Source organism: Alphaproteobacteria bacterium (assembly GCA_016699735.1).
Classification (GTDB): domain Bacteria; phylum Pseudomonadota; class Alphaproteobacteria; order Micavibrionales; family Micavibrionaceae; genus JAGNKE01.
Map to the genome: position 1 here is coordinate 247588 of CP065008.1, position 25968 is coordinate 273555.

At 53.4% G+C, this 25968-nt stretch carries 28 protein-coding genes and 1 pseudogene; 14 read left to right on the plus strand and 15 right to left on the minus strand.

The genetic code is table 11. The features are described from left to right. Window positions 1-2 precede the first annotated feature (2 nt). The gene (locus tag IPN28_01155; protein QQS57455.1) at window positions 3-569 is read right to left on the minus strand and encodes a hypothetical protein; all 567 of its coding nucleotides are present in this window, start codon (window positions 567-569) and stop codon (window positions 3-5) included. 87 nt (window positions 570-656) lie between these two features. Between IPN28_01155 and IPN28_01160 the strand changes: the two genes are divergently transcribed. Continuing rightward, complete coding sequence (locus IPN28_01160; protein QQS57456.1) at window positions 657-1001, plus strand: TfoX/Sxy family protein; 345 nt, start codon at window positions 657-659, stop codon at window positions 999-1001. Window positions 1002-1009: 8 nt separating this feature from the next. After that, entirely contained in the window at window positions 1010-1528 is a 519-nt protein-coding gene (locus IPN28_01165; GenBank protein ID QQS57457.1) for a hypothetical protein, read from the plus strand. Between the two features lie 73 nt (window positions 1529-1601). On the opposite strand, the gene groL is transcribed toward IPN28_01165, so the two are convergent. Together groL and groES are read right to left on the minus strand one after the other, a co-directional pair. After that, window positions 1602-3245, minus strand: a complete 1644-nt coding sequence (groL, locus tag IPN28_01170) for a chaperonin GroEL (GenBank protein ID QQS57458.1) — start codon at window positions 3243-3245, stop codon at window positions 1602-1604. A 32-nt stretch (window positions 3246-3277) separates the two neighbouring features. After that, window positions 3278-3580 carry a co-chaperone GroES gene (groES, locus tag IPN28_01175; GenBank protein ID QQS57459.1) on the minus strand — a complete coding sequence of 101 codons (303 nt, stop codon included), beginning with the start codon at window positions 3578-3580 and terminating at the stop codon, window positions 3278-3280. A gap of 359 nt (window positions 3581-3939) precedes the next feature. Here groES and IPN28_01180 point away from each other — a divergent pair, with 359 nt between their 5' ends. Next, window positions 3940-4203, plus strand: a complete 264-nt coding sequence (locus IPN28_01180; protein ID QQS57460.1) for a Usg family protein — start codon at window positions 3940-3942, stop codon at window positions 4201-4203. 54 nt (window positions 4204-4257) lie between these two features. Here IPN28_01180 and IPN28_01185 read toward each other — a convergent pair whose 3' ends face one another. Next, the gene (locus IPN28_01185) at window positions 4258-4572 is read right to left on the minus strand and encodes a 2Fe-2S iron-sulfur cluster binding domain-containing protein (GenBank protein QQS57461.1); all 315 of its coding nucleotides are present in this window, start codon (window positions 4570-4572) and stop codon (window positions 4258-4260) included. Further along, window positions 4569-5417, minus strand: a complete 849-nt coding sequence (locus tag IPN28_01190; GenBank protein QQS57462.1) for a hypothetical protein — start codon at window positions 5415-5417, stop codon at window positions 4569-4571. Before IPN28_01190 ends, IPN28_01185 begins: the two co-directional genes overlap by 4 nt. 92 nt (window positions 5418-5509) lie before the next feature. Here IPN28_01190 and IPN28_01195 point away from each other — a divergent pair, with 92 nt between their 5' ends. Then, entirely contained in the window at window positions 5510-6577 is a 1068-nt protein-coding gene (locus IPN28_01195; GenBank protein QQS57463.1) for a COX15/CtaA family protein, read from the plus strand. On the opposite strand, the gene IPN28_01200 is transcribed toward IPN28_01195, so the two are convergent. Beyond that, window positions 6546-7364: a hypothetical protein gene (locus IPN28_01200; GenBank protein ID QQS57464.1), complete on the minus strand. Its 819-nt coding sequence runs from the start codon at window positions 7362-7364 to the stop codon at window positions 6546-6548. The two genes, IPN28_01195 and IPN28_01200, sit on opposite strands and share 32 nt — an antisense overlap. A 211-nt stretch (window positions 7365-7575) precedes the next feature. On the opposite strand from IPN28_01200, the gene IPN28_01205 reads away from it, so the two are divergent. Next, window positions 7576-8106, plus strand: a complete 531-nt coding sequence (locus IPN28_01205) for a DUF937 domain-containing protein (GenBank protein ID QQS57465.1) — start codon at window positions 7576-7578, stop codon at window positions 8104-8106. On the opposite strand, the gene IPN28_01210 is transcribed toward IPN28_01205, so the two are convergent. The 6 genes from IPN28_01210 to IPN28_01235 form a co-directional block, all read right to left on the minus strand. Then, window positions 8098-8502: a hypothetical protein gene (locus tag IPN28_01210; protein ID QQS57466.1), complete on the minus strand. Its 405-nt coding sequence runs from the start codon at window positions 8500-8502 to the stop codon at window positions 8098-8100. The two genes, IPN28_01205 and IPN28_01210, sit on opposite strands and share 9 nt — an antisense overlap. Continuing rightward, complete coding sequence (locus IPN28_01215; protein QQS57467.1) at window positions 8486-8794, minus strand: cation transporter; 309 nt, start codon at window positions 8792-8794, stop codon at window positions 8486-8488. Before IPN28_01215 ends, IPN28_01210 begins: the two co-directional genes overlap by 17 nt. A 32-nt stretch (window positions 8795-8826) precedes the next feature. Further along, a complete protein-coding gene (locus tag IPN28_01220) occupies window positions 8827-9477 on the minus strand; it encodes a hypothetical protein (GenBank protein QQS57468.1) in 651 nt (216 codons plus the stop codon). A 71-nt stretch (window positions 9478-9548) separates the two neighbouring features. Next, on the minus strand, window positions 9549-9923 hold the full coding sequence (locus IPN28_01225) for a hypothetical protein (protein QQS57469.1): 375 nt from the start codon (window positions 9921-9923) through the stop codon (window positions 9549-9551). A gap of 56 nt (window positions 9924-9979) precedes the next feature. Continuing rightward, window positions 9980-11314, minus strand: a complete 1335-nt coding sequence (gene chrA, locus IPN28_01230; protein ID QQS57470.1) for a chromate efflux transporter — start codon at window positions 11312-11314, stop codon at window positions 9980-9982. Between the two features lie 19 nt (window positions 11315-11333). Beyond that, window positions 11334-14798, minus strand: a complete 3465-nt coding sequence (locus tag IPN28_01235; protein QQS57471.1) for an acyl-[ACP]--phospholipid O-acyltransferase — start codon at window positions 14796-14798, stop codon at window positions 11334-11336. A 321-nt stretch (window positions 14799-15119) separates the two neighbouring features. Between IPN28_01235 and IPN28_01240 the strand changes: the two genes are divergently transcribed. The 3 genes from IPN28_01240 (at window position 15120) to mltG (ending at window position 17743) form a co-directional block, all read left to right on the plus strand. Further along, window positions 15120-15359: an acyl carrier protein gene (locus IPN28_01240; GenBank protein ID QQS57472.1), complete on the plus strand. Its 240-nt coding sequence runs from the start codon at window positions 15120-15122 to the stop codon at window positions 15357-15359. Between the two features lie 88 nt (window positions 15360-15447). Next, complete coding sequence (gene fabF, locus IPN28_01245) at window positions 15448-16719, plus strand: beta-ketoacyl-ACP synthase II (protein ID QQS57473.1); 1272 nt, start codon at window positions 15448-15450, stop codon at window positions 16717-16719. 13 nt (window positions 16720-16732) lie between these two features. Further along, the gene (gene mltG, locus IPN28_01250; GenBank protein QQS57474.1) at window positions 16733-17743 is read left to right on the plus strand and encodes an endolytic transglycosylase MltG; all 1011 of its coding nucleotides are present in this window, start codon (window positions 16733-16735) and stop codon (window positions 17741-17743) included. Between the two features lie 65 nt (window positions 17744-17808). On the opposite strand, the gene IPN28_01255 is transcribed toward mltG, so the two are convergent. From IPN28_01255 to IPN28_01265, 3 genes are all read right to left on the minus strand, one after another. Further along, the gene (locus IPN28_01255) at window positions 17809-18444 is read right to left on the minus strand and encodes a hypothetical protein (protein ID QQS57475.1); all 636 of its coding nucleotides are present in this window, start codon (window positions 18442-18444) and stop codon (window positions 17809-17811) included. 94 nt (window positions 18445-18538) lie between these two features. Then, window positions 18539-19081: a hypothetical protein gene (locus IPN28_01260; protein QQS57476.1), complete on the minus strand. Its 543-nt coding sequence runs from the start codon at window positions 19079-19081 to the stop codon at window positions 18539-18541. 33 nt (window positions 19082-19114) lie between these two features. Beyond that, window positions 19115-19393, minus strand: a complete 279-nt coding sequence (locus tag IPN28_01265) for a hypothetical protein (protein QQS57477.1) — start codon at window positions 19391-19393, stop codon at window positions 19115-19117. Window positions 19394-19534: 141 nt separating this feature from the next. Here IPN28_01265 and asnB point away from each other — a divergent pair, with 141 nt between their 5' ends. The 6 genes and pseudogenes from asnB (at window position 19535) to IPN28_01295 (ending at window position 25417) form a co-directional block, all read left to right on the plus strand. Continuing rightward, complete coding sequence (gene asnB / locus IPN28_01270) at window positions 19535-21478, plus strand: asparagine synthase (glutamine-hydrolyzing) (protein ID QQS57478.1); 1944 nt, start codon at window positions 19535-19537, stop codon at window positions 21476-21478. Window positions 21479-21539: 61 nt separating this feature from the next. Beyond that, window positions 21540-22427 (plus strand): hypothetical protein, encoded by an 888-nt coding sequence (locus IPN28_01275; GenBank protein QQS57479.1) that lies wholly within the window; start codon window positions 21540-21542, stop codon window positions 22425-22427. 107 nt (window positions 22428-22534) lie between these two features. Next, window positions 22535-23563 (plus strand): NAD-dependent epimerase/dehydratase family protein, encoded by a 1029-nt coding sequence (locus tag IPN28_01280; protein QQS57480.1) that lies wholly within the window; start codon window positions 22535-22537, stop codon window positions 23561-23563. A gap of 5 nt (window positions 23564-23568) precedes the next feature. Next, window positions 23569-24723 (plus strand): glycosyltransferase family 4 protein, encoded by a 1155-nt coding sequence (locus tag IPN28_01285; protein QQS57481.1) that lies wholly within the window; start codon window positions 23569-23571, stop codon window positions 24721-24723. A 191-nt stretch (window positions 24724-24914) separates the two neighbouring features. Further along, the gene (locus tag IPN28_01290) at window positions 24915-25004 is read left to right on the plus strand and encodes a hypothetical protein (GenBank protein ID QQS58508.1); all 90 of its coding nucleotides are present in this window, start codon (window positions 24915-24917) and stop codon (window positions 25002-25004) included. Between the two features lie 278 nt (window positions 25005-25282). Then, a pseudogene (locus tag IPN28_01295) lies at window positions 25283-25417 on the plus strand (IS481 family transposase). The last annotated feature ends 551 nt before the right edge of the window (window positions 25418-25968 follow it).

Below are 25968 nucleotides of genomic sequence, written 5' to 3' on the forward strand. Positions count from 1 at the left end.
TTTCAGATTTTTTCGAACGGAACGTCGAACCTGGCTTCGAACACCATGCGCTGCGGCTCCTCATTCTCATCGAGAAAAACCTCCTCCGCCCAGATCTCCCCCGTCTCCGGCTCGCGGAAGGTGAACAAAGTTCCGTTGGCAACGCTTCCTCCCTGCTCCCCTTGAAGGGAATGCAGCGCCTCGCCCGCAACGCTGAGATCAACCCGCCCGCTCATCCGGTCCTCGAATTCATAACCGTTCGGGCGGATCAGCTTGTCGGACGCCACGTAAAAAGCCCGCTGCACGTCCGGCAGGCGCGGCGCCCCGCTCTCATCCGCCTTTTGGCTATCCACGGCCCAGAACCGCTGACCCCAGTGTTCCGGCGCATCCTCGGAGGTCAGGGTATAGCTCACCCAGCGGTTCTTCAGCCCATGTCCCGCTTCCGCGTGATTAAATGCCGCCGTGATCTCCCTGTACGTATCCGCCCCCACCACCCTGGCTTTGAATGTTACAGAGGTTTTGGGATCGGTGATCGCAATCTCATCCCCGACCTTCAAATCGTAGCTGTACCTGTCATCCTGTTTAGACATAAGGAAAACTCTAGGGGAACAGAAAAAACTCGGCAACAAAAAAGGAACCGTCTAGAATGAAAAGCCGATAGAACCGGAAAAAATCATATGCCCTTCGATCCCGAACTCGACAGCCGCCTGAGCGCAACCCTGAAAGGCCGCAAAGGCTTCGAGCGCAAAAAAATGTTCGGCGGCACGGGCTATATGCTGAACGGCAATATGTGCGTGGGCGTCTATAAGGAGTTTTTGATCCTGCGCCTCGGCCCGGAAAAATTCGAAACTCTGTCCGCCAAATACGATGACCTCCGCCCGATGGACATCACAGGAAAACCGATGAAGGGCTGGGGCATGATCGACGCCGCGGCGTGCGATCCTCTGGAATTCGACGAACTCGTCTCCGCAAGCGAAGCGTTTGTAAGGACTCTGCCGGGAAAAAACTTCAAACACGATTGAGACAAAGTATGAATAGAGGACAGTTGAAGCTGTGGATCTGGTTAGGCAGCTTTCCTCTATTAATTGTGGCTCTCTTCGCATACGTTGTTTTGTGGAACTATTTTGCATTGCGGAATTCCGCTGTGGTCTTCATGGTGAAGAATCTTGGCATCCACAATTTTGACGTTCGAGAAGTCCAGGTAGAACGGTATTTTAATGATTCGAAAGGGCGTGTGTTCATCTATTTGGATCAGCCTTTTGATTTCGACGATTTGGATAAGCGAAAAATTTATTACAAGAGCTACAACCCGGAAACGAAATCAGACGGCATGTCATCCGAGCAAGCTTCTGCATTATTGGCTAAAAGGTTTGCATTTCATGCCAGTGGATTTGAGTCGTTGGCATTTTCGTCCGAAATGTTAGGAGATTGGACTTTATGCCCAAATGAACCGCCGTTACCTGACGGTGACATACCGATAGGGTGCGAAATTTCTATTCTCGCTAAAGACGGCAGGAGGGAAGTGTTCGTATGGATATCAACTTACTAACGTCTCTCAGAACCGAACAAAAAAAGCCCCGCATCCACGGGGCTTTCTGAATGTCTGACACTGAACGGGACAATTAGAAATCGCCCATGCCGCCCATGCCGCCCCCGTGGCCATGACCGCCGCCGGAGGATTTTTCATCCGGCGCTTCGCAGATCATCGCTTCGGTGGTGATCAGGAGTCCGGCAACCGAGGCCGCATCCTGCAAAGCCGTACGCACGACCTTAACAGGGTCGATGATTCCGGCCTTCACCATGTCGGTGTACTCGTCGCCTTGGGCATCGTAGCCATAGTTAAAGTCTTTCTGCTCCAGCAGCTTGCCGACAATAACCGAGCCTTCTTTGCCCGCATTTTCGACGATCTGACGGATCGGGGACTGGATAGCGCGGCGGATGATCTCGATACCCACATCCTGGTCATCGTTATCACCTTCCAGCTTGTCCAGAGCTTTGGTCGCGTACAGAAGAGCAACGCCGCCGCCGGCGATGATGCCTTCTTCAACGGCTGCGCGGGTCGCGTGCAGCGCATCGTCAACACGGTCTTTGCGCTCTTTCACTTCGACTTCGGTCGCGCCGCCGACACGGATAACCGCAACGCCGCCGGCCAGCTTGGCCAGACGTTCCTGCAGCTTTTCCTTGTCATAGTCGGACTCGGTATTGTCGATCTGCGAACGGATCTGACCGCAACGGGCTTCGATGTCCTTCTTCTTGCCCGCACCGTCCACGATCGTCGTATCGTCCTTCGTGATCGAGACTTTCTTGGCCGTGCCGAGCATATTGAGAGCGACATTCTCCAGCTTGATGCCGAGATCTTCGGAGATCAGCTGACCGCCGGTCAGAACCGCCATGTCTTCGAGCATCGCCTTGCGACGATCACCAAAACCGGGTGCTTTGACCGCAGCGACTTTCAAACCGCCGCGCAGCTTGTTGACCACGAGGGTCGCCAGCGCTTCGCCTTCCACGTCTTCCGCAATAATCAGCAGCGGACGGGAGCTTTGAACGACGGCTTCCAGAATCGGCAGCATGGCTTGAAGCCCGCTCAGCTTGCCTTCATGCAGCAGGATATAGGGGTTCTCAAGAACCGCCTGCATCTTGTCGGCATCGGTGATGAAGTAAGGCGACAGGTAGCCGCGATCAAACTGCATTCCTTCGACGATTTCCAGTTCGTTGTTGAGCGACTTGGCTTCCTCGACGGTAATCACGCCTTCATGGCCGACTTTTTCCATGGCTTCGGCAAGCATATTGCCGATTTCGATTTCGCCGTTAGACGAAATCGTGCCGATCTGACGGATTTCATCGTTGGTCTTGACGTTTTTGCCGCGTTTCTTGAGGTCGGCGACAACAGCCTCGACGGCCTTGTCAACGCCGCGCTTCAGATCCATCGGGTTACGGCCCGAGGAAACGGCCTTGAGGCCTTCACGGACGATCGATTGCGCCAGAACGGTCGCGGTCGTCGTACCGTCACCGGCCTGATCGTTTGCCTTGCTGGCAACTTCGCGGATCAACTGGGCGCCCAGATTCTGATGCTTGTTGGACAAGGTGATTTCCTTGGCAACCGTCACGCCGTCTTTGGTCGTGCGCGGTGCGCCGAAGGATTTTTCGATCACGACGTTACGGCCCTTGGGACCGAGCGTCACTTTAACCGCATTTGCGATAATATCCACGCCCTTGAGCAGTTCGGCGCGGGCTTGTTCCTGAAACAGGACTTCTTTAGCAGCCATTATAATATCTCCTTAATAGCTATGTTGATGGATTAAGCGGCAATAACGCCGATAATGTCGGATTCTTTCATGACCATCAGCTCTTCACCGTCGATGGTGACTTCCGTCCCCGCCCATTTGGAAAAGATCACGCGGTCGCCACTTTTAACATCCAGCGGGCGGACTTCGCCGTTATCGTTGACATGCCCGTTGCCGACAGCGACGATTTCGCCTTCCATGGGCTTTTCAGCGGCTGTATCGGGAATGATGATCCCGCCGGCCGTCTTCTGGCTCGGCTCGATCCGGCGCACCAGCACACGGTCATGCAGGGGGCGGAATTTAGGTTTTTTTGCCATTTTTGTATCTCCATTCGTTAAGAGTTGCAGGCTTACGGCTCACTCGGATTATTTAGAAAGTAACCTTCGCAGCCAGACCGTAAGCCCCGGTTAAAATCACCCCTGCTGTTAGCACTCAGCGGAAATGAGTGCCAAATCTATACCCTGACTGCTGGCGAAAAGCAAGAATCTCGCAAAGAAATTTCCCCAGATGAAAGAACTGAATGAAAAAAGACCTATTGGTGTGTAACGCGCTGAATATAAATAAGTTTTAGAATAGGACTTATGCCAGCCATGGATTTTGTTTTCAAAGAGAATATTAGTTGCTGTATAATATTAGAAAAATAGAAAAGATTACGAAAACAGAGCAGAGGTTACGAATGGCAGAACTGGATAAACAACTAAAGGATTATCGGCTAATAACAGCCAAAATACTCTACCATATGCCTGACTTTCAGAAGCTTTTACAAGAATTTATCTGGCAGCAATATGACCTTACGCCAAAATTTCCAGAACTGAAGAAGTTTCTCGATTTTTGGGATCGGGAGATCGATGGAAAGATTCACTCTGTCTATATCGCCAGACTCGACCTCATCACCCCGGGCGATTACCGTTACGCGGAATGGGAAAAAACACTTCAGTAGAATAACCAATATTAACAATAGGATAAATAAGAACAAATATCCTTAAATAGCCAATCAGTCGGGGTTGGGCGCAAGGCGCAGGCGCAAACCGTCCAGACTCTCCTCAAGAATGATCTGACAGGACAGCCGTGACTCGTCCTTAAGACCAAAAACCTCATCCAACCGCTCCTCCTCTTCGGGACGCTTGGCCGGAAGCTTATTGATCCACTCCGCATCGACATAAATATGACAGGTCGCGCAGGAACACGCCCCGCCGCACTCCGCCTTGATTGGTAACCCATACTCGCGGATGATTTGCATGACGCTCCAGCCCTCAACGGCTTCAAGCTCATGCTCGACATCCTGATAATCGACGACAACAATTTTCATGAAAACATATTCAGCCGCGGCGGGGGCGGCCCCTCGACCATATCCTTGATTCCATAGGCGCTCGCCACCGTAACAACCGAAAGCAGGATGATGGCAATATACTCACGCACGATGGCGGTCGTGACCACCCACACCGCCGGCAAATCTGCAAAAATTATCGTGAGAAGCTTTAGAAGCATCTCGGCAGGAAAAACCAGCAGCAGCATCACAAAAAAACTGCAGAGAAAAAGGCTTACGGAGCTGGAAAGCCCCCTTAACTTTTGGAGATATTCACGGATACCATAACCAAGAGCGAGGGAAACATAAAGAAACCCGAGACGAATGGACCAGAAAGCCGCAAAGAGAATAAGGACGGCTATGAAAGCCTCGGGAAGACTCGACAGCACATCGGCGGTAGACATGGCCTCTGGCGGCGGCTTGATCTCTTTTTCAGCCCCCAAAGCACTCAGCCCCATCAGCACATCCGCAACCACCATCTGAAGAACAAAAAGAATGACAGAGGCATAGATGATCGATCGGCGGCGGGCATCCTGCATCCGCGAAACATAAAGGGCGTTGAATTCCTCAAGTTTCGAGCGCCGCGTATACCCCCACAGCACAAAAGGCTCCCCATAAATCGCATAGCGTACAAGCTCAGCCAGAAAATACCCCTGTGCAAAAACGGCAGGCAGATCAAGCAACCCGCGCCGCAGGATATTTTCTTCCATCCCCGCTTGAATAATCACGAACTCGCAAAACACGCCGATAAACACGACCGGAAAGGAAAACTTGAGCAGTTCGACACGATGAAGCCAGACAAACTGATAGCCCTTGACCGCGGCTTTAATAAAATCAAAACTTGCCATGAATCCGATCCGGCGTTAAGGCTTAATCGCGCCGAGAATACAGGATTTACTGAGGCTTTAAAAGGTGCGTTCGCATTAAGAATTGACAGAAAATGAACTCAGGATCGCACACAGACACGCCCTTAGGATCAGACCATAAACACCTCTCCACATGGCTCTTTCTCTGCTGCGCCCTGGTTTTTTTAATCATCATCGTCGGCGCAGTCACCCGCCTCACGGAGTCCGGGTTATCTATTGTCGAATGGAAACCTGTCATCGGCACCCTCCCCCCTATGAACGAGGCTGATTGGCGCAAGGAATTTGAAGCCTACAAGCAAAGCCCGGAATACATAAAAAAAAATTTCTGGATGACTGTAGAGGATTTTAAAAAAATTTATTTCTGGGAATGGTTTCACCGGCTTCTGGGGCGCATCATCGGCTTAGCCTACGCACTGCCTTTTTTCTATCTTCTGGCCAAAAGACAGATTCCTCAGGGATATACGCTTAAGTTTCTGACCTTGGTTCTACTAGTAGGGTTTCAGGGTGCAATGGGCTGGTATATGGTCAAAAGCGGCCTGATCGACCAGCCCAGCGTTAGCCACTACCGCTTGGCCGCCCACCTCAGCCTCGCACTCTTGCTCTACAGCCTGTCTTTATGGACGGCGCTGAGCCTTCGCACAAACAAGAAAACAATCAACCGCCAACCAGACAAAGCTCTCTATTATTCGGGCTGGTGGCTCTTGGGACTAATAGGATTGACGATCCTCTGGGGTGCCTTCACGGCCGGACTGGATGCCGGGTTGGTCTATAACGACACATTCCCGAAAATGGGAGAAGACTGGATTCCCGCCGAAGTTACGAAAGCACATTCGATTCCAACAGCCCTTCTCGAAACCCACGCCGGCGTACAATTTTTGCACCGTTGGCTGGCGATACTGAGCACATTGAGTATATTTTTATACGTCCTTCTAGCTATCGCCCGCTATAAACGCCAAGAAAAAACCTTTCCCGCGCTGGGTTTAATGATTTTAATTCAACTCGCCTTGGGACTGACCACACTATTCTCGGGGGTCGCCCTCCTCCCCGCAACCCTGCATCAAGCTGGAGCCGTCATCGTGCTGACCCTTTTGCTCATGATCTTACACGGCCTCAAGCCGCAAGCTGTACCGCAACACGGTTAAACTGCGCCTTGCAGAACCCTTTTTCCGGCTTGCTCGACGCCACCATCGGTGAAACGGAAACGGATGCAGCACCGGGGGCAGGTTCCTGAACAGATACAGGTTCCAAAGGCAGGGCAGCAATCGGAGCTTCAGGTGCCGAGACCCGGGGATCTACGTGTGGACTCGAGACGGAACCGGCATCGATCGGCCGCACTTCATCGGGAATTTCCACGCTCGAAACGGCTTTAACCTCCTGAGATGAGGGTCTATTCCTGACCGTGGCACCAAGACTCTGGGCACGCCTGCGAATGGCCTCTTCCTCCTGCTGGTGAGCCGTTAACTTCTCCTGCTCTTTTTTCTTCTTTTCTTCGTCAGCTTTGGCCAGAAGTCCGGGTTTAACGCGCTCAATAATATTTTCTGCGAAGATCATACGTGAGATATGTGGCCCGTATTGATCGATAACACTGGCGACATACTCGAAAATCAGGGAACCGGATTTGACGCTTTTCTCCTCGACTTCCGCAAGAGTCGTTTTGAGGCCCAAACGGCAGTCCTCGGCCTTATCTTCAAGGGTTGCACGTAAAGTGTAGTCCTTTGACTGAACGCCATGAGTATCGAGATCAATCAGTTCAGGTCCGAAAAGATAACCAGCGACATCCGGCCATTTCTCCAAAAATTTGTTCCGTCCGCTCATATTCTTGGAAATATAAAGTACGGCGAGAGCGTTCTTCAACTCATCTAGCTTAGGAGAAAACGCTTTGCGCGAAGTATCATCATTAGAGCTTTTAGGCTTGTTCGCCTGATCCATGGTGCGTAAACCCCTCAAAAATCTATACGCCGTTAAGGAAAATCAACCAACTTTTATTGCACAAACCTAGCATACCAAAAAGCCGGACGGTTGAAACCGCATTTCTTATACACGCGCCCCATGCAACACTAAAAAAACCTTGCCCAAATGCATCTTATCAGGTTAATTGTGGCCCTGATAAACGCTCGATAGCCTCTTTTTGGAGTTCAGCATGAACAACTTTCTCGACCTGATCAATTACGCCGCGCAAAAGCCTGAAATGGTCAGCTCGTTGGCCGCGCAATTCGGACTCGACCAGAAACAGACGGATGAAGTCACCAAAATGTTGATCTCCGCGGTAGCGGGAGGAATGCTGAATAATGTTAAGAATGGCGGCCTCGAAAATCTGACCAAAGCCATTGAAACCGGCCAGCACGAGCAGCTGCTTGAGAAGGTGAAAACTCCAGGCGCAAACCTTTTTAACGTCGTTCAGGAAGGCAACGGCATTCTTGGCCATATCCTCGGCAGCAAGGATGTCAGCCGCCAGGTCGCAAGCGCCGTGCAGCAGAAAACCAACGTCGAGGCGGACATTATCAAAACAATGCTCCCGATTATTGCCTCGACAGTCATGGGCCTGCTCGCGCAATCGCAACGCAAGCAGGGAAGTTCACAATTCTCGGGCAATATGCTCGGCATGCTCGATATGAATCAGGACGGCAACCCGATCGACGATATCTTTAGACTTATTGGCTCATTAAAATAAAAGATCCGCTGCCAAAAAAGCAAAAAAGAACCCGATCGCGTAAATCAGGACCGAAAACCCGGTAATAATCTGGCTCACCAGCCTCAAGCGGGCGCAGGCCTTCGCTTTGAGCGGATCAATCGGACACGGCAAGAACCGCGCTCGCCATTGCAGGATAACGGAAACCGTCAGCAAAACCCCGGCCACGGAAAACACGATCTTTTTATGATCCGAAAGCCAGACCAGCCACGGAGCTGCCGATACCAGCCCCGCGACCGCCGCCCCCATCCCGAGGGTCACCAGCAAGGCCGGCAACGCACAGCAGATCAGAGTGCCAAAACTGGTAAACAGGCTCAGAGTCGGCAGAACCGCCTGTCGGTAAAGGCTCTTTTCAACCGGATCACTGGCCTTGTCCATCGGTGGCCTCCTCCCGCTGGATGGAAACCAGCGCATAACCGGAATCATTGATCAGTTTAGTAATCGCCTGATCGTCCATAGTCTGCCCGTCTTTCATGGCCAGCGTAATGAGCTTGTCGGTCAGATTGACAGCGATTTTATCAACCGCCTCCTGCTTGCCGAACACCTTCTCGATGGCCCGCGCACAGAAATCACAGACCATGCCGTTAACATTGATTTTAACGGTTTCCCCCGCGTACACCGGGCTGCTGAAAAGAACAACTAAGGCAAGCAATAATAAAAAGCATCTCATTTCAAGTCTCCTTCTTATAAAGAAAATTTTGGTCAGTATTGGATAGTCCAATTAAATAACAACTCGCCGTTATTATTCATCCCGGCCTCCACAAGGTGTACGCCCTTAAAAAACCTCACCAGAGGCGTAACAGTAACAGGATCCTCTGCTTCGGGCTTGTGATCGACCTGCACCATCACCCAGGTATGCAGGTCGCCATATTCTCCGATATACGGCGCAACCCCGACACGGGCCGACTGCATATAGAAATCGTCGATATCGCCGGCCTGCGTATAGCGGTTTTCATAAGACGTGAAGAACCGTCGATCCTCCCAATCGATAGCAAGTCCAGCAAAACCCGCAGGCTCGGTTTCATGGTCGAAATTGCCTTGATCGCTGTACGCGATCCCAATACCGGATTTCAGATAAAAGTTCGCCTGCGAGTCGGGATTGTTCCAGCGTTTTGCAAGAAAATTGAACTGTACGCCACCCATGCCGAACTCCTCATCCCGCCAATATTCAGCAAAAGAGCCGACTGAAAATTTAGGGGTAAAAGTATAATCGACATGAGCAGAATTTTGTTCACCGTCATTCATGATCATGACGCTGGTTCCGCCCGGATAAGAAACAGGGCGGGCCTCCGCTGGCTGTACGCCAACTAAGATCAAACCGGAAAATAAAAATACGTGTGAAAATTTTAACATAATAAGCCTCCTGAAAAGATCATTGAGCCACAACAAGGCTAAAAACCTGAGCCGCAGCACACACAGAAATTTTAGGAGAAATGTTTGGGCGGTCGTTCGAGAGGAAAATGGGCAGCAGAACGGAAATCCTGCGCTCCAGCAGGAAGTGTCAGGCCTTTAACCAAAGACAGACCTTCAAGAGGGTCAGCAAAACGCAAAGGAACGATATTCTGTCCCAAAGAGGCGTGCTGGCAGAAACAGAGCCCTTTGCAATGCCCGGCCTTTGAAGGAACGGAAGCCCCACCGGAATTGCCCTTCTGGGAACTCGCACTTTCATGGCAGGGTGCAACGGACTCAGCTTTCTTCTCTTCCTTCATCACGTGAGGGCAAACGGCGGCGTAAGCGCTCAAACTGATCGTATTGAACACGAAGGCAAAAATAAAAAAACCAAGAACCAACCGTTTCATAGAAGAACAATACCATAAAACTGTAAAATAACCGTCTCAGAACTAATTCGGCACTCTCAAGGCAAAGTTACAATCATAGAAAAGATCAATCCGATCAAGGCACTAGCGCCAATCACCGTCAAAACCGACCGCTTAAACACCAAGAGCGCCAGCGCCGCCAGAATTGTCAAAACGGCAGAAAAAACATCGAAAGCACCCTCAAATCCCTGCGGCCACAGCACATGATAGGCGAAAAACAGCGCTAGATTAAGGATCACCCCCACCACGGCCGCCGTGATCGCGGTCAACGGCGCGGTGAATTTCATGTTCCCGTGCGTAGCCTCAACGATCGGCGCTCCACCGAGAATAAAAAGAAACGAGGGCAGAAACGTAAACCACGTCACAATCCCAGCACCGATAAAACCGGACAGGCTAGCCCATTCCGGCCCGAACGAAGCCGCCCCATGCCCCCCGACAAACCCAACGAATGCGACCACAAGAATCAGCGGCCCCGGTGTGGTTTCCCCCAGCGCCAGCCCGTCAATCATCTGCGGAGCGCTCAGCCACTGATAATGCTCAACCGCCGCCTGAAACACGTACGGCAAAACCGCATAGGCGCCGCCGAATGTTAATAGTGCTGCTTTGGTGAAAAACCAGCCCATCTGCGTAAACGGATGCCCCCACCCGCCCCAAAACATCAGAACCGCCATCGGCGTACACCATAAAATGAGCCCGATAATCAAAACCTTAGCCAGACCAACAAAGGAAAACCGCGTCCTTCCCTCGGAATCCATCGCATCGTCGATCACGGCGGGACCGTAATCCTTCTGCACCCCTGCCGCATGGCCCGCACCCGAAAAATACGCGGGCACCAACCGGCTTCCGGCCAGCCCCGCCAGCGCCGCGCACAGCACGATCAGAGGAAACGGCGCGTCCAGAACAAAAAGCGCCAGAAACGAACACGCCGCAATCCCCCACAACGCCGTATTCTTGAGCGTACGCCCCCCGATCCGATACACGGCCTGTAAAACGATCGCCGTGACCGCCGGCTTGATCCCGTAAAAAATCCCCGCCACGACGGGCAGATGAGAATAGCTGACATAAATCCACGACAAAAGGCACAACAGGAAAAAGGCGGGCAGCACGAACAACGCTCCGGCCGTAATCCCGCCCCGCACCCCGTGCAAAAGCCAGCCGATATAGGTCGCCAGCTGCTGCGCCTCCGGCCCCGGCAGCAACATACAGTAATTGAGCGCGTGCAGAAACCGCCGCTCGGAGATCCAGCGCCTTTTCTCGACCAGTTCCTGATGCATGATGGCAATCTGCCCCGCCGGCCCGCCGAAACTGATGAACCCGAGCTTCAGCCAGAACCGGAACGCTTCGCGGTAGGTGGGAAAGGAGGGTTTTTGCATAAAAATTTTCTTTTAAGAATTAAGCCGCCTTCTCCAACCGTTCCTCCACAAGCGCCTTCAGCGCCGTGTAATCCGTCTTCCCGCTGCCCAGAACCGGCAGTTTATCCATCGTCAGGATCGTTTTCGGCACCGCCAGCTCGGAAATCCCGTTCTCCCCGGCATATTTGGACAGCGCCTCGCGCTTCACATCCGCGCAGGTCGTCGCCAGCACGAGCTGCTCCCCCTTCCGCACATCGGGAACGGCCACCACCGCATGGGCGAAGTCGGGATAAACCTTGGCAACCATCGTCTCGACGCTGGTCAGCGACACCATCTCCCCCGCGATCTTCGCAAACCGCTTGGCACGGCCCAGAATCGTGACAAACCCCTGCGCGTCCACATCCACGATATCGCCCGTATCGTGCCAGCCCTCATGCGTCGGCTGGATCACACCCGGCTTGTCATGCAGATAATAACCCAGCATCACATTCGGCCCACGCACATACAGCCGTCCGCCCTGCTCGACCCCCGGCACATCCTCCAGTCGGTATTCGATTCCCGGCAACAGCCGCCCGACCGACCCCGCCTTCATATGCATCGGCGAATTCAGCGTCAGTCCCGGCGAAGTCTCCGTCGAGCCGTAACCCTCCAGAACGCGCACCCCGAACCGCTCCATATAGAGTTTCTTGGTCTCGTCCTTCACCTTCTCCGCCCCCGCGAAAATATACCGCATCCGGTAAAAATCATAGGGATCCGCCATTCGCGCATACCCATTGAGGAACGTATCGGTCCCGAACATGATACTGGCATTGGTCGCATAGACCATTTCCGGCACAATTCGATAGTGCAGCGGACTCGGATAAAGGAACGTACGGATTCCGGAAAGTATGGGCAGCAGCGTTCCCGCCGTAAGGCCGAAAGAATGGAAAATCGGCAAACAGTTGAAAACAATATCCTGCCGGTTGAAATCCACCCGGCTCGTGAGCTGCACGATATTCGCCATGATATTCGCATGGGACAGCACGACTCCCTTGGGCAATCCCTCCGAACCGGAGGTAAAAAGGATCACAGCGGGATCATTCGGGGCAACGCCCTGCCGTTTATGCGTATATTCGGCACTCAAAGGCGAATAAAACCCGCGAACCTTGTCAAGAACGCCGATTTGATCGCGGATATCCTCCAGATAAACGATTTTCACCTGCGATTCCATCTCTTCGACCAGCTTCGTCAGCCGCCCGAATTCAATAAACCGCCGCGAACTGATCACGGTCTTGATCTGCGCGGCATGACACGCCGCCAAAATGGACTGCGGTCCTGACGAATAATTCAGCATCGCCGGAACACGCCCAAAGCCCTGTAAACCGAAAAACGCCGCCATCGCTCCGCAACTGTTCGGCAGCAGGAACCCGACATTCTCACCTTTTTCCGTAAAGCCGGAAAACTTTCGTCCCAGAACAATCGACCCGCGCACAAGCTTTTTAAAGCGCATCGGCTTATGCTCAATATCCTCAACGATAATCTCGTTGTCCCCATTGACGTGCCGCGCTTTCATCAGCGCCTGATAAAGCGTCTGCTCGCGGTCCTGGGTCAGGAACATCATTTCTTCCATGAGATTATAAAGCTGTGCGGACGCAGCACGCCGACGGGTCCGGCCCTTATACTCATCGGGAATCCGGAATGTACGCGGCTCCAGAATGGCAATGGTGATCTTCGGGAAATTCCGCAGCGGAACTTTGCCCTTCAAACGCGCAAACGGCGTATGTTGAACCCCGTCAAGCCGCACGGGAACAATGACGGCCTGCGTCTTGTCGGCGATCATCCCCGGCCCTTCGTAAATTTTCATCAGCGCTCCGGTTTCCGTCAGCCGCCCTTCCGGGAAAATCACACAATGCTTATCCTTTTCGACTTCCTTAATCAGAGACTTAATCGAAAACGGATTACTGGGATTCAGAGGAAAAGCATCGACCAGCTTCAGGAAAGGCTTCACCCAGAACCATTCGGCGACAAAACTGTTGACCGCGAACATCGGCCGCCCCGGCAAAAACGCGGCAAGCAAAGGCGGATCGAGCAAGGATACATGGTTACCCACGATGATCGCCCGCGGCCCAGCTTTTTCATAATTTTCCAGCCCGCGCACCTCGACCTTATAAAGAAGCTTGAAAAGCCCCTGCAAAAGCGACTTGAACAAGTAATCCGGCAACAACAGACAGATATAAACCGCAACCCCCGTCCCGATCAGGGAAATCAGCAAAAACAGATGCTGAACCTCAAAACCCAGACTTAAAATCGTCATCGCAATTAAAGAAGAACTGAGAATAAACAACGAATCAATCAAACCACTCCCCGCCATAACCCGCGCCTTGTGATCCTCCGGCACGAAATGCTGGACGATAGATTTCAAAGGAATCACATAAATCCCGCCCATCACCGAGACCATAAAGATATCGAACGTCACCCGGAGTCCGGAAAAACTAAGCAGAAAAACAGGTAGAGACATATAAAGCGGCTTTCCATCAGCGCCCAGACCCGGACCCGCGAAATAACGGCTCGCCATGAAAAGATCAAAGGAAAAAATTGCAATCCCGAGCGCCGCCAGCGGCACATACGTCGCTTCCACCCGTGAACGCAGGAGGCGATTATTCACCAGCCCGCCCAGAGCGATCCCCACCGAAAACACCGTCATGAAAAACACCAGAACGAGCTGATCAACACCCAAGGTCGTCTTGGCAAAATTAGGGAATTGAGCCAGAAAAGTTCCGCCCACAAAGTAAAACCAGGAAATCCCGAGGATCGCCAGAAACACGCCCTTCGGCTGCTGCGCGGCATACTTTATGATCCGCACCGCCTCCACAGGCGTGTTATAATTGAGCTTCAAATCCGGTGCCTTGGCCTTGGCCACAGGAATAGAGCGACTGGCGATATACCCCAAAACCGCGCAGAGAACCATCAAACCGGAGACGATATGCAAACCATACGGCATGATCGCCAGAACACCACCGATAATGGTCCCGGCCAGAATGGCAAGGTACGTGCCAGTATTCAGCAGCGCGTTCCCGCCGATCAGCTCATCCTCGCGCAAATGTTCGGGAAGAATGGAAAACTTGCTCGGACTGAAAAACGCGGCATGGCTTCCGAGAAGAAAAAGCACGAAAAGCCCAAGATAAACAGGCGTGCCCGAAACCCCTGCAACAAGAAGACAGTAACTCGCCAGAAGCGCAATGCCAATCTCGGCGATTTTCGTCCATCGGATCACCGCATCTTTGTCATATTTATCGGCGAGTTCCCCGGCAAGAGGTGCAAAAATCAGAAACGGAAAAATAAACAGGCCAGCAGCAAAAGAAACCAGAACCTTCGGATCGACCCCGCCCACAGCCCAGATTTCATAACCCACCAGAACCGAAAGGGTCATCTTGAAAATATTATCGTTAAACGCCCCTAGAAACTGGGTGATAAAAAGTGGTAAAAACCGCCGATCGCTCATGAGGTCAAACTGATTTTTTTCCATATGTATTAACTCCAAAAAAGGCTCTTGACCTTCTTCTCAAAAAATTTCAGCTCGGAGAGTATCAAAATCCCAGTTTCATCGCCATTAACATTGTTTGAATAACCAAAATCAAAAAATACTTAAAGACATAGAAGGCATAAATGACAAATCGCTATTTCCGTAACACAACCATTATCCACACCAACTACATACCCGCCTTTTTAAGTCTTCTCGCCACGGCGGTCTTATGCTAATCCTGTGCACTCGAAGATGAGGCTGGTAATGTTCGGCCTCGTTCTTTATATAGGGACTTTGACTGAAACCAGAGCATAGGGAATAGAGATGAGTGATATTGCCGATCGCGTGAAAAAGATCGTAGTTGAACAACTGGCTGTTGATGAAGGCAAGGTCGTCGAAGGCGCCAGCTTCATTGATGACCTCGGGGCGGATTCTCTGGACACGGTGGAACTCGTCATGGCCTTCGAAGAGGAATTCAGCATTGAAATTCCTGACGATGCCGCCAAGGACATCCAGACCGTCGGCGATGCCGTAAAGTTCATCAAGGTAAAGGCCGCCGCCTAGGCGTCTGCTCCTTGCGAAAAACGAAAAACAAAACCGGAAGGAAACAGCAAAAGTTCCTTCCGATTTTTTAGATGACTATGGGCGCACGATGAGACGCGTTGTCATAACCGGAATGGGCATGGTGACCCCCCTCGGGGTTGGTGTCGCGCACAACTGGACGGCTATAACCTCCGGCAAGACCGGAATTCGCAAAATCGAACATTTCGATGTCTCGGACATCACCTCGCAGATCGCCGGAATAATCCCGCGCACCGACAACCCAGCGCCGCAGGACGGAGCCTTTAACCCCGACCTCTTCGTCTCCTCGAAGGATCAGCGCAAAATGGACGTGTTCATCACCTACGCGCTGGCCGCGGCGCAGGAGGCCGTTGAGGATTCCGGCTGGAAACCGACCGAAGAAGAACATCTCGACCGCACGGGCGTCTTGGTCGGCTCCGGCATCGGCGGCCTCGATGAAATCTACAACACCTCCCTGACCCTGAAGGAAAAAGGTCCGCGCAAGATTTCCCCGTTCTTCGTCCCGGCCGCCCTCATAAACCTCACCAGCGGCCATATCTCGATAAAACATGGCTTCCGCGGTCCGAACCATTCTGTGGTCACGGCCTGCGCGACCGGAACCCACGCCATCGGCGATGCCGCAAGACTGATTGCATGGGACGATGCGGACGTCATGATTGCGGGCGGCGCCGAAGGCGCGGTCTGCCGCTTGGGTGTAGCCGGATTCGCCGCTGCACGCGCCCTTTCAACCGGATTTAATGATCGTCCTGAGCAAGCCTCCCGCCCATGGGACAGGGACCGTGACGGATTCGTCATCGGCGAAGGCGCGGGCATAGTTGTTCTTGAAGAACACGAACACGCCAAAAAACGCGGCGCGAAAATTTACGCCGAAGTCATCGGCTATGGCCTCTCGGGGGATGCTTACCACATCACCTCTCCGCCTGATGACGGCAACGGCGGTTTCCGCGCCATGAAGGCCTCGCTCAAACGCGCAGGCATCAACCCGGAAGACGTCGACTACATCAACGCCCACGGCACATCGACCCCCGTCGGCGATGGCATCGAACACGCGGCGGTCAAACGCCTGTTTGCCAACACCCTGAACACAATCTCCATGTCCTCCACAAAATCCGCCATCGGCCACTTGCTCGGCGCGGCAGGCGCGGTCGAGGCAATCTATTCAACCAAGGCGATTCAAACCGGAATCTTGCCTCCGACCCTCAATCTTGACAACCCGTCGGAGGAATGCACGGGGGTAGACCTCGTCCCCAAAGTGGCAAAGGAAAAAAAGGTCAGAACCGCCCTCTCCAATTCCTTCGGCTTCGGCGGCACCAACGCCTCGCTGGTTATTCGCGCCGTATAGATAGGAAGACGCTATGAAAGTCGTGAAACAGGTTCTGGGGTTGCTTTTCTTCCTGACAACCCTCGGCCTTGTTCTCGGTGGTGTAGGCTTTTACTGGGCATCCAAAGAGGTCAACAAGCCCGGAAAACTCGACACACCCGTGGAAATCACCGTCGCTCAGGGCGCCAATATCGGCGGCATAGCGGATCAGTTGTTATATGTAGAGGCAATCGAGCAACCTGCCTTGTTCCGCATCGCCGGCCGCTGGACCGGACAGGCTTCGAAGCTCAAGGCCGGAGAATACGAAGTCCCCGCTCATGCCTCTATCCGGGATATTCTCGATCTTCTGGAATCCGGCAAAACCATCCAGCGCAGCGTCACCCTGCGTGAAGGTCTCACCAATTTTGAAATCGCCCGTATCCTCGCCGAAACCAAAAACCTTCAGCAGACACAGGTGACTCTTCTGCCCGAGGGCAGCTACCTGCCCGAAACCTACAGCTTCACGAAAACCGAAAGCAACGTGGATGTCCTAAGCCGCATGGCGGCGGCGATGGAATCCACGCTCGACGAACTCTGGAACAAACGCGCACCCGACCTGCCCATAAAAACCAGGGAGGAGGCAGTGATTCTCGCCGCCATCGTCGAGAAGGAAACCGGAAAGCCGGAGGAACGCGCAAAGGTGGCAGGTGTCTTCATCAACCGCCTCAACAAAAACATCCCGCTGCAAAGCGACCCGACCGTGATTTATGCCCTCACCAGGGGCGAACATGAAAATGAGGGGCAGGGGCCGCTGGGCCGCCGTCTCCTGAAAAAAGATCTGGAAATCGACTCGCCTTATAACACCTACCGTTATCCCGGCCTGCCTCCCGGCCCGATCGCCAATCCCGGCCGCGCCGCGCTGGAGGCCGTGCTGAACCCCGAACGCCATGACTATATCTTCTTCGTGGCCGACGGAACCGGCGGGCACGTCTTCGCCGCTACGCTGGAGGAGCATAACAACAACGTCTCCAAATGGCGCGAAATCAGGAAAAACGCGGAACAGTAGCTCTCCAAAACAGCATCCCCGCGCAAGCGGGGATCCATCAAAGACTTTAAGAAAAACGGCTTATTCTAATCCTTTCGGCCTTCATCTGCGCCGTCGGTCTCCCCGTCCTCGGGCCTCTTCCGCGCTTCCCGAATAATCTTCATCCGCTCGGACGGATGGGAAACCGCCCCGCCGCCCAGCCCCATCGTCGGTGCGTTCGGCGTATAGGCGAACTCGGGCCGCGACTCGATGGCTTTCCGGCGTTCCAGATGCGGGGCGAATTTCAGCTCGGAGGGCAGTGTATCGCCAAGAATACACCCCAGCGTATCCTCATCCCCCGCATCAAGGCGATGCACGGGCTGGCCAAGAACACAATGGCTGATGAAATAGAAATAGGATTCAAGAGGTTTCGGCGGCGTCCGCACATGTTTGAAAATCTCCCCGCGGTAGGGGTCGTTCAGGAACATCAGCGGCACCTGATAGGCCTGCGAAATGAAATTGTTCTTCACCGCACCGACATGGATGAATAGCGCCAGGTCCAGAGTCCCGAAAAACTCCGGCTCGACGGGGATATTGAGGTCCAGATAATCCATATCGGTATACTCAAGAGTCATCCGCCCGTTCTCATGGTCGAACAGGATACCCGCGACCTTCTTGAACAAATTCTCGCTGCTCAGCAGACCAACATCGCCCGTTTCAGTAAGAAGGAAATCGACATCCATAGGGATAAACCTCGTCCCAGAGACAACCCGTTTCCGATTCGATAAAAGGATCGGCGTGAAAACCAAAAAACCGGGACGGGGACGCCCGGTCTCTTTACGCCAGTTTCAGAGGATTGAGCTTCACCGCGTCCTTATCGATGGCAGCGGCAGCCGCCTCGTTCTCAAGACTCAACTCGGCCACGGCGGTGTCGCGCTTGGCTGTTTCCTCAATAACACTGTGCAGTTTCATTTCCCGCTCGATCTGCGCCTGTGTCGTGCGCGATACTTGCTCAAGCGCCGCAGCTTTAGCCCCGGTCTCCTGCGCCACGGAAGCGGCAACGGTTCCCTGAACGCTGAATTGCTGGGCCTCGTTCGCACGGACCGAACTCTGGGTGCTGTGTGCGGTAAACGCGTTCATGTCTCCGGCATTCTCGGCCACGACCCCATGAACGACCGATTGCTGCTCGGACCGCAACTGCATCGCCGAGTAATCCCCGGATTCCAGAGCAGCATTGCTGGCCATACTTGTAAAACGGTCCACCAAGCCCATGACACCCGCGATTTCGACATCGGAAAAATTCACATCCTGCGAAAACGAACACTCGGTCATGGTGCGCTGCACCAGTTCGGCAGGATCACTTGGAAAAGCAGCGGTCATATTCGTACACCCATATCTTCTTACTTATTTCGTTCAGTAAACCACCCCGGCCCGGAAACGCACATACTCCGCCGCAGTCAGTTTTCCACCTTCAATATAGCCCAAAGCACAGAAAATTTCATTTTTTATTTTATCGACCGTCTCAAGATCAAGCGGGCTGTTGAGTTCGGCGGACTCCTTGTATCCCTCGAAAACCACGCAGACAACGCCCGAATCCGGGTTCATGACGATCTCCTCAACCCGCTGCGTAAACCGCCCCTTGCACAGCAGAACGACCCGCCCGTCCTTGGATAACCGAAGCTCAATATCCATTTTTCCCAACCTTTGCAATATTTTAGGGTCAACAACACTCCCCTGTCAATTCCAAGCATTTTACCCCACTGTCTTGCCTTTGTCCCCGCCCTCGGTCAAACTGTTCCGGCAAAAAGCCTAGGAACAGGTGGTCTGACCCTCATGTGCGGCATCGCCGGATTATACAGCTTCAACGCCCACCCCGACCGTCAGGCGCTCCACCGCACGGCCACCGCCATGACCAGCGCCCTGCGCCATAGAGGCCCGGACGAGGGCGATGTCTGGCAGGATCCCGAAACCCCGATCGTCCTCGGCCACCGCCGCCTTTCCATCATCGACCTCTCCAGCGCGGGCCGCCAGCCGATGCGCTCCGCCTCCGAACGCTACATCATCGTCTTTAACGGCGAGATTTATAATTTCCGTCAGCTCCGCAGCGAACTCGAACGTCTCGGCGCCTTTTTCCGCGGCTATAGCGACACCGAAGTCATCCTCGCGGCAATAGAGGAGTGGGGTCTGGATTATACCCACAAATCCATCCGCGGGATGTTCGCCTTCGCCCTCTGGGATCGCCAGGAAAAACGCCTTCATTTCGCCCGCGACCGCATGGGCAAGAAGCCCCTCTATATCGGCTGGGCCGGATCCGCTCTGGTCTTCGGCTCGGAACTGAAGGCGCTGACCGCCCACCCCGATTTCCGCAAAAAAATCGACCGCCCCGCGCTGACCGCCTATATGCGCTTCGGCTACGTCCCGTCCCCTCTGTGTATTTTCGAAAAAATCCGCAGCCTCCCGCCGGGCCAGACCATGACGCTCGATCTCGACCGTCTGGAAATGAACGAGCCGCTCGAACCTTACATGAAATCCTATTGGAGTCACCTCGACTCCCTCCGCACCGCCCGCGCCGCCGGCTGCGGCGAAAAACTGCACATCCCTGAACGCTTCGAATCCTTGCTGCAGGACTGCGTGGCCGAACGCCTCGTCTCAGATGTTCCCCTCGGTGCCTTCCTTTCCGGCGGAATCGACAGCTCTTTGACTGTGGCTCTTATGCAGAAAGCCTCGAAATCTCCGGTGAAAACCTATTCCATCGGCTTCCACGAAAAGGGCTACAACGAGGCCGCCCACGCGAAAAAAGTCGCCGCCTATCTCGGCACCGACCACCACGAACAATACGTGGAACCCGCCCACGCCCTCGACCTCATCCCCAAACTCGCGGAGATTTACGATGAACCCTTCGCCGATATCTCCGCGATCCCGACCTATCTCGTCTCCGCCTTCGCACGCCAAAGCGTGACCGTGGCCCTCTCCGGCGATGGCGGCGATGAAATGCTCGGCGGCTACACCCGCCACGTTCAGGGGCCAAAGGTTTGGAAGAATATGAAGCGCGTGCCGAAATTCCTCCGCAGCGCCCTCTCCTCGGGACTGTCGAAAATTTCCGTCCAGACATGGGATAAAATTTCCCGCTACCACCCGCAGTTCGGCTCACACATCCACAAGGTCGGCGATGCGTTGAGCGAGGAAGACCCCACCGCCTTTTACCTCCGCCTCGTCAGTCGCTGGGATCGACCGGAGAATCTGGTAACGCAGGGCGCTGAAACGACAATCCCCCTGACGAATCCGGACCTGCAGCCCGAAGGCCTCTCCTTCGGCGAAATGATGATGTACTGGGACGTCCTCTCCTATCTCCCCGGCGATGTCCTGACCAAGGTGGACCGCGCCAGCATGGCCGCGAGTCTGGAGGTTCGCGCACCGCTCCTCGACCAGCGCATCTACGAATATGTCTGGAGTCTCCCCGAGTCCTATAAAATCCATCAGGGGCAGGGCAAATGGCTCCTGCGCCATGTGCTGCGGCAACACCTACCCGAGCGCCTGTTCGACCGCCCCAAGCAGGGCTTCAACATCCCGATCGACGAATGGCTGCGCGGTCCCCTGCGCGACTGGGCCGAAAACCTTCTCGATGAGAAAACGATGACGGCGCAGGGCTTGATCGACCCCGCACCCGTCCGCAAGCTCTGGGCGGATCATTGCGCCGGACACGGCAACCATTCTGGAAAGCTCTGGACCGTCCTGATGTTCCAGGACTGGCTGGCCCGCTGGATAGTAAAGACCTGAGAGCTTATGCTTGCCAGAGAACACTAATATCAAGTAAAATGCAAAAAATATGTAAAAAGACATGAGTGCAAAAAGCGGGCAAGGAAATACGATCAACGAATTGATCGACACACCGTTAACGGAGATTTTTACGGGCAGCAGTCACTCTGCTGCGCCGACCCTCAACGCACGTCCCCTTGTCAATTATCTCTGGCTCGACAGCGGCGAGCGTGACCCGCAAAGCGGTTACTTTCTGGGTGTTCCTGCATCCCAGCTCGAACAGGTGCTGACCAACGCCCAAAGATACCCGGAAGTCGATTTTAAACTCTGGCTGGATTTCAGCGAGCTTGAGCCAGGGGCACGACAACATCTTTCGGAAAACCCGCACCCCTTCACAACGAGCAACCTCAGGATCGAAAGTCTTGAGACGATTCCCGATTACCTGACAAACCCGTTGACCCAAATCGACGAGGCCGTAGAGGTTCGCTCCGATATGGCGCGGCTTCAGGTGCTCTCTCACACTTTCAAAACCACGGACCACCGTGACATCTTCTATGCCGACTGCGACTGCAAGGATGTAAAGGTTACGCACCCGCAAATACAGGGCGTAATGGAATCGTCGGGTTTTACCGTCGGTCTGTATTACGAGGTGGACAGCGGAGAGCTTAATCCTGAAAACGGCTTTCTGGGGTTTAGAAGGGGCGAGGGATCGGAGTTTCTCGACCGCTGGATCATTCCGGCTGCGAACGAATATATGTTTTTCGTTGAGGGGGAATATAACACCTCCGATTTTCCCATTCTGATGCAACTGGGAACCCTTCATGAAAAGAGAGGAACGGATTTCAAGGAGGGGCTGGAGCTTCTGGCTCCCTGCGGAGAGAAGCTTCCCCCTGTTTCAGGGGATCGGATAAAGCCCTTTATCAGCCAAGCCTTCTCTGCGGATTTGACACAGACTTATGCGCCCGGATGATTCTATAAGTGTCTTGGGGATTGCTCCAGCGTAATCGAAACCGTATCAAAGAAGAGAAGCCATATTTTATCTTGGCTTTTTCCGCGCCCCGTCATACTGTCTGACCCATGAAAATCGCAATCACAGGCGGCGCAGGATTTATCGGAACCGAACTTATGACGGTGCTCAGGGAGCAGGGGCATGAGTGTATCTGGCTCGATATCAACCCCTCTTCCGCCTACCCGAAACAGGGCCGGATTGTTGACATCACCGACAAACCTGCCTTGACCGAAGCCCTGAAGGGCATCGAGGCGGTCTATCACCTCGCCGCCGAACACCGCGACGACGTAACACCGATAAAAAAATATTACGATGTAAACGTCAGTGGAACCGAAAACCTTGTGACCGCGGCCCAGACGAACGGAATAAAAACCATCATCTTCACCAGCACGGTCGCCGTCTACGGCCTCGACGCCGGCGAGTCCAAAGAAGACAGCCTCCCCGCGCCCTTTAATGATTACGGCCGCTCGAAGCTGGAAGGTGAAAAAATTCTGGAAAAATGGTCCGCCCAAGCATCTGACCGCCGCCTTGTGACCATCCGCCTCGTCGCCACCTTCGGCCCCGGCAACCGCGGCAATATCTTCACCTTGATGGACCAGATCGCCCGCAAGCGCTTCTTCATGATCGGTAACGGCGAAAACAAAAAATCCGTGGCCTATGTCGGCAATGTTGCCGCTTTTCTCGCCGAATGCTTGAAGGAAAGCCGCAGCATGACTCTCTACAATTACGCCGATAAGCCGGATTTGAGCATGAAAGACATGGTCGCCGAAATCCGCGCCGGAATGGGTTTTCCCGGCCTCGGACCGAAGCTGCCCTATATCGCGGGTGTCGCGGGCGGCGCGGTCTTCGATGTTCTAGCCTCAATCACGGGCCGAAAATTCCCGATCAGCCGCATCCGCGTCAAAAAATTCTGCGCCAGCACCGTCGTGAACGCCGACCGCGTTAATCGAACGGGCTTCAAACGCCCCTTCACGTTGCAGCAGGGCTTGCAGGAAATGATTGCCTCCGACTTCGCCGAACTCCTGAACCTGCCCCGCAGACCCGATAAAAGCGGCCACCAAACAGATTCCACCGATACACCACGGAAAGTCGCATAACGCCGATGGCGCGCGGAAAACTCCTTTATGTCATCAATCACCCGGACTGGTTCTGGTCGCACCGCCTGCCTTTGGCTCTGGGCGCGAAGGAGACGGGCTACGAGGTTTTGGTGGCGATGCCCGACGGAGAAAACAATAAAAAACTCAGCGAATATGGCTTTCAGGGCTTCGACCTGCCCTCCTTCGAAAACAAGGGATCGCCGCTGACCGCAGTAAAAACCATGTGCGCCCTGCAAAAACTGCTGCAACAGCAAAAGCCCGACATCGTTCACGCCATCACGCTGAAATACGCCTTCATGACCGGCATAGTGACACGCTTTGATAAATCATCTCGAACCGTTCACACCATTGCGGGATTAGGCTACCTCTTTTCAGGAGAGGGGATAAGACCGAAGGCGCTGCGCCTCCTCATCGGCCCCCTGCTGAAATTCGCCCTTAAAGGCCCGCGCACGAGGATCATCGTCCAGAACCCCGACGACCTCGACCTGCTCGTAAGGCGCGGCTTCGTCAGAGAGGATCGAACAATTCTGATCCGCGGTTCCGGCGTGGATACCGAAACCTTCAAACCCTCCGGGCAGCCGGAGGAAGACCCGCCGATCGTCCTGATGCCCACCCGCCTGCTACGCGATAAGGGCGTTTCCGTGTTTATCGACGCCGCCCGAATCTTGAAAAAGAAAGGCGTGAACGCCCGCTTCCAAATCGCCGGAGGCCTCAGTCCGAACAGCCCCGGCGCAATCACCGAACCGGAAATGCGGCAAATGATCGCAGACGCAAGCGTCGAATGGCTGGGCAAGCGCGACGATATGCCCGACCTTCTCGCCCGCACGACGCTGGTCGCCTACCCCTCCCATTACCGCGAAGGAGTCCCCAAGGTGCTTCTGGAGGCCGCAGCATCGGGCAGGGCCATCGTCACCACCAACCATCCCGGCTGCCGCGAGGCGGTGCAACACGGCGTCAACGGCCTTCTGGTTCCAATAAGAAACGCGCCTTCCCTTGCCGCAGCTATAGAGGAGTTGTTGCTGGACGCCCCGCGCCGGAAAAGCATGGAAAACGCATCGCGCATAAAAGCCGTTACGGAATTCAATCTCCGTCTAGTAGTAACGCAGACCTTGAAAAATTATGAAATAAAAAACCCCTTCTGCTACGGTCTAAACACTTAGCTGATTTTGTTTCAATGGTTTGGTAATTTGAAAGAGGAGCCACGCCATGAGCCGATTATTTTACCTGTCTGACGACCAGCGGGAAGCGATCAGGCCGCATTGGCCGCCCGATAAAGGGCGCAAACCCCGCATAGACGACCGCCGGATCATCTGCGGGATTTTTCCACGTTCTGTAATCGGGATGCCGCTGGATCGATGCGCCGGAGGAATACAGAGATCACACCACGCTCTACAACCGCTATAACCGTTGGTCAAAGCGCGGGATCTGGCAATATCTGTAACGCAAGATTGTCGGGACGCTCTTGGAGGAGGCCGAAATGGCGGCCATCGACAGCACCCATATCAAAGCCCATCGCTGCGCGGGCGGCGGTAAAAAGGGGAGGCTCTTGAAACCATCGGCATCAGCCGCGGCGGGCGCGACACCAAGCTCCACGCCGTCAACGATATGAAATGCAGACCTCTGGCTTTGTATATCACCCCCGGGCAACGCGCCGATATCAACGGAACCGTTGCTCTGGCGGGCGTCCTGCCTCCCGTGAAATATATGATCGCGAACAAGGCCTATAACTTCGCCCGCAGGCTTAAAACCCTCAAGGACCTCACGCCTTACGAATACATCTACAATATATGGACAAAAGAGCCCAAACGATTTAACGGTGATCCATTCCAGCACACCGTGGGACTAAACACCTAGGTTGTACCACAAAAAATCTCGCTATAATTGCAAATAATATGTATAATAAATTCCCTACTAAACAAACGATTTCCTCTTATTGATATAGCCCTGACCTTTTTTGAAATAGATAAAAGAAAAAGTTACCGTTCTTGAATCTCAAAAAATGCAAAAAACAAGGAGTGCTGAAAAAATATAATCGAAACGCACTGTAAAACATAAATTGAAAACGATGCGGCTGGAAACAAAAAAATAAATATCTTTTTATATTAATAAGATAGATAAAAAATAATCCAAACAATAAAAAGGTATTTATCTAGAATTTTCGCTACTAAAAAATACAAAAATTGGGAAAGAACAATCAAAAACCAGTAAGAAAATGATTCAAGAAAAAAATTTACAACATCAAAACAGATCACAAGAATAAATGTAGGCTAAGCCATAGATTAGGAAAAAAAGCACAAAACATAGATATCGTGTAAACAGGAAAGAAAAAGAAAACGCATATATTAAACAACCCAAGGTAATACACGCCCGCAAAAATCTTAAAGATAATTAGCATGGGTTTTGTT

Coding starts and splice junctions, on each gene's coding strand:
- chrA (QQS57470.1), bottom strand. CDS start 11,314: ATGCAAAAACCCTCCTTTCCCACCTACCGCGAAGCGTTCCGGTTCTGG.
- IPN28_01160 (QQS57456.1), top strand. CDS start 657: ATGCCCTTCGATCCCGAACTCGACAGCCGCCTGAGCGCAACCCTGAAA.
- IPN28_01210 (QQS57466.1), bottom strand. CDS start 8,502: ATGGACAAGGCCAGTGATCCGGTTGAAAAGAGCCTTTACCGACAGGCG.
- mltG (QQS57474.1), top strand. CDS start 16,733: ATGAAAGTCGTGAAACAGGTTCTGGGGTTGCTTTTCTTCCTGACAACC.
- IPN28_01280 (QQS57480.1), top strand. CDS start 22,535: ATGAAAATCGCAATCACAGGCGGCGCAGGATTTATCGGAACCGAACTT.
- IPN28_01190 (QQS57462.1), bottom strand. CDS start 5,417: ATGGCAAGTTTTGATTTTATTAAAGCCGCGGTCAAGGGCTATCAGTTT.
- IPN28_01240 (QQS57472.1), top strand. CDS start 15,120: ATGAGTGATATTGCCGATCGCGTGAAAAAGATCGTAGTTGAACAACTG.
- IPN28_01200 (QQS57464.1), bottom strand. CDS start 7,364: ATGGATCAGGCGAACAAGCCTAAAAGCTCTAATGATGATACTTCGCGC.
- IPN28_01195 (QQS57463.1), top strand. CDS start 5,510: ATGAACTCAGGATCGCACACAGACACGCCCTTAGGATCAGACCATAAA.
- IPN28_01235 (QQS57471.1), bottom strand. CDS start 14,798: ATGGAAAAAAATCAGTTTGACCTCATGAGCGATCGGCGGTTTTTACCA.
- asnB (QQS57478.1), top strand. CDS start 19,535: ATGTGCGGCATCGCCGGATTATACAGCTTCAACGCCCACCCCGACCGT.
- IPN28_01260 (QQS57476.1), bottom strand. CDS start 19,081: ATGACCGCTGCTTTTCCAAGTGATCCTGCCGAACTGGTGCAGCGCACC.
- groES (QQS57459.1), bottom strand. CDS start 3,580: ATGGCAAAAAAACCTAAATTCCGCCCCCTGCATGACCGTGTGCTGGTG.
- IPN28_01155 (QQS57455.1), bottom strand. CDS start 569: ATGTCTAAACAGGATGACAGGTACAGCTACGATTTGAAGGTCGGGGAT.
- IPN28_01180 (QQS57460.1), top strand. CDS start 3,940: ATGGCAGAACTGGATAAACAACTAAAGGATTATCGGCTAATAACAGCC.
- IPN28_01205 (QQS57465.1), top strand. CDS start 7,576: ATGAACAACTTTCTCGACCTGATCAATTACGCCGCGCAAAAGCCTGAA.
- IPN28_01265 (QQS57477.1), bottom strand. CDS start 19,393: ATGGATATTGAGCTTCGGTTATCCAAGGACGGGCGGGTCGTTCTGCTG.
- IPN28_01275 (QQS57479.1), top strand. CDS start 21,540: ATGAGTGCAAAAAGCGGGCAAGGAAATACGATCAACGAATTGATCGAC.
- IPN28_01225 (QQS57469.1), bottom strand. CDS start 9,923: ATGAAACGGTTGGTTCTTGGTTTTTTTATTTTTGCCTTCGTGTTCAAT.
- IPN28_01165 (QQS57457.1), top strand. CDS start 1,010: ATGAATAGAGGACAGTTGAAGCTGTGGATCTGGTTAGGCAGCTTTCCT.
- IPN28_01285 (QQS57481.1), top strand. CDS start 23,569: ATGGCGCGCGGAAAACTCCTTTATGTCATCAATCACCCGGACTGGTTC.
- IPN28_01255 (QQS57475.1), bottom strand. CDS start 18,444: ATGGATGTCGATTTCCTTCTTACTGAAACGGGCGATGTTGGTCTGCTG.
- IPN28_01215 (QQS57467.1), bottom strand. CDS start 8,794: ATGAGATGCTTTTTATTATTGCTTGCCTTAGTTGTTCTTTTCAGCAGC.
- groL (QQS57458.1), bottom strand. CDS start 3,245: ATGGCTGCTAAAGAAGTCCTGTTTCAGGAACAAGCCCGCGCCGAACTG.
- fabF (QQS57473.1), top strand. CDS start 15,448: ATGAGACGCGTTGTCATAACCGGAATGGGCATGGTGACCCCCCTCGGG.
- IPN28_01185 (QQS57461.1), bottom strand. CDS start 4,572: ATGAAAATTGTTGTCGTCGATTATCAGGATGTCGAGCATGAGCTTGAA.
- IPN28_01220 (QQS57468.1), bottom strand. CDS start 9,477: ATGTTAAAATTTTCACACGTATTTTTATTTTCCGGTTTGATCTTAGTT.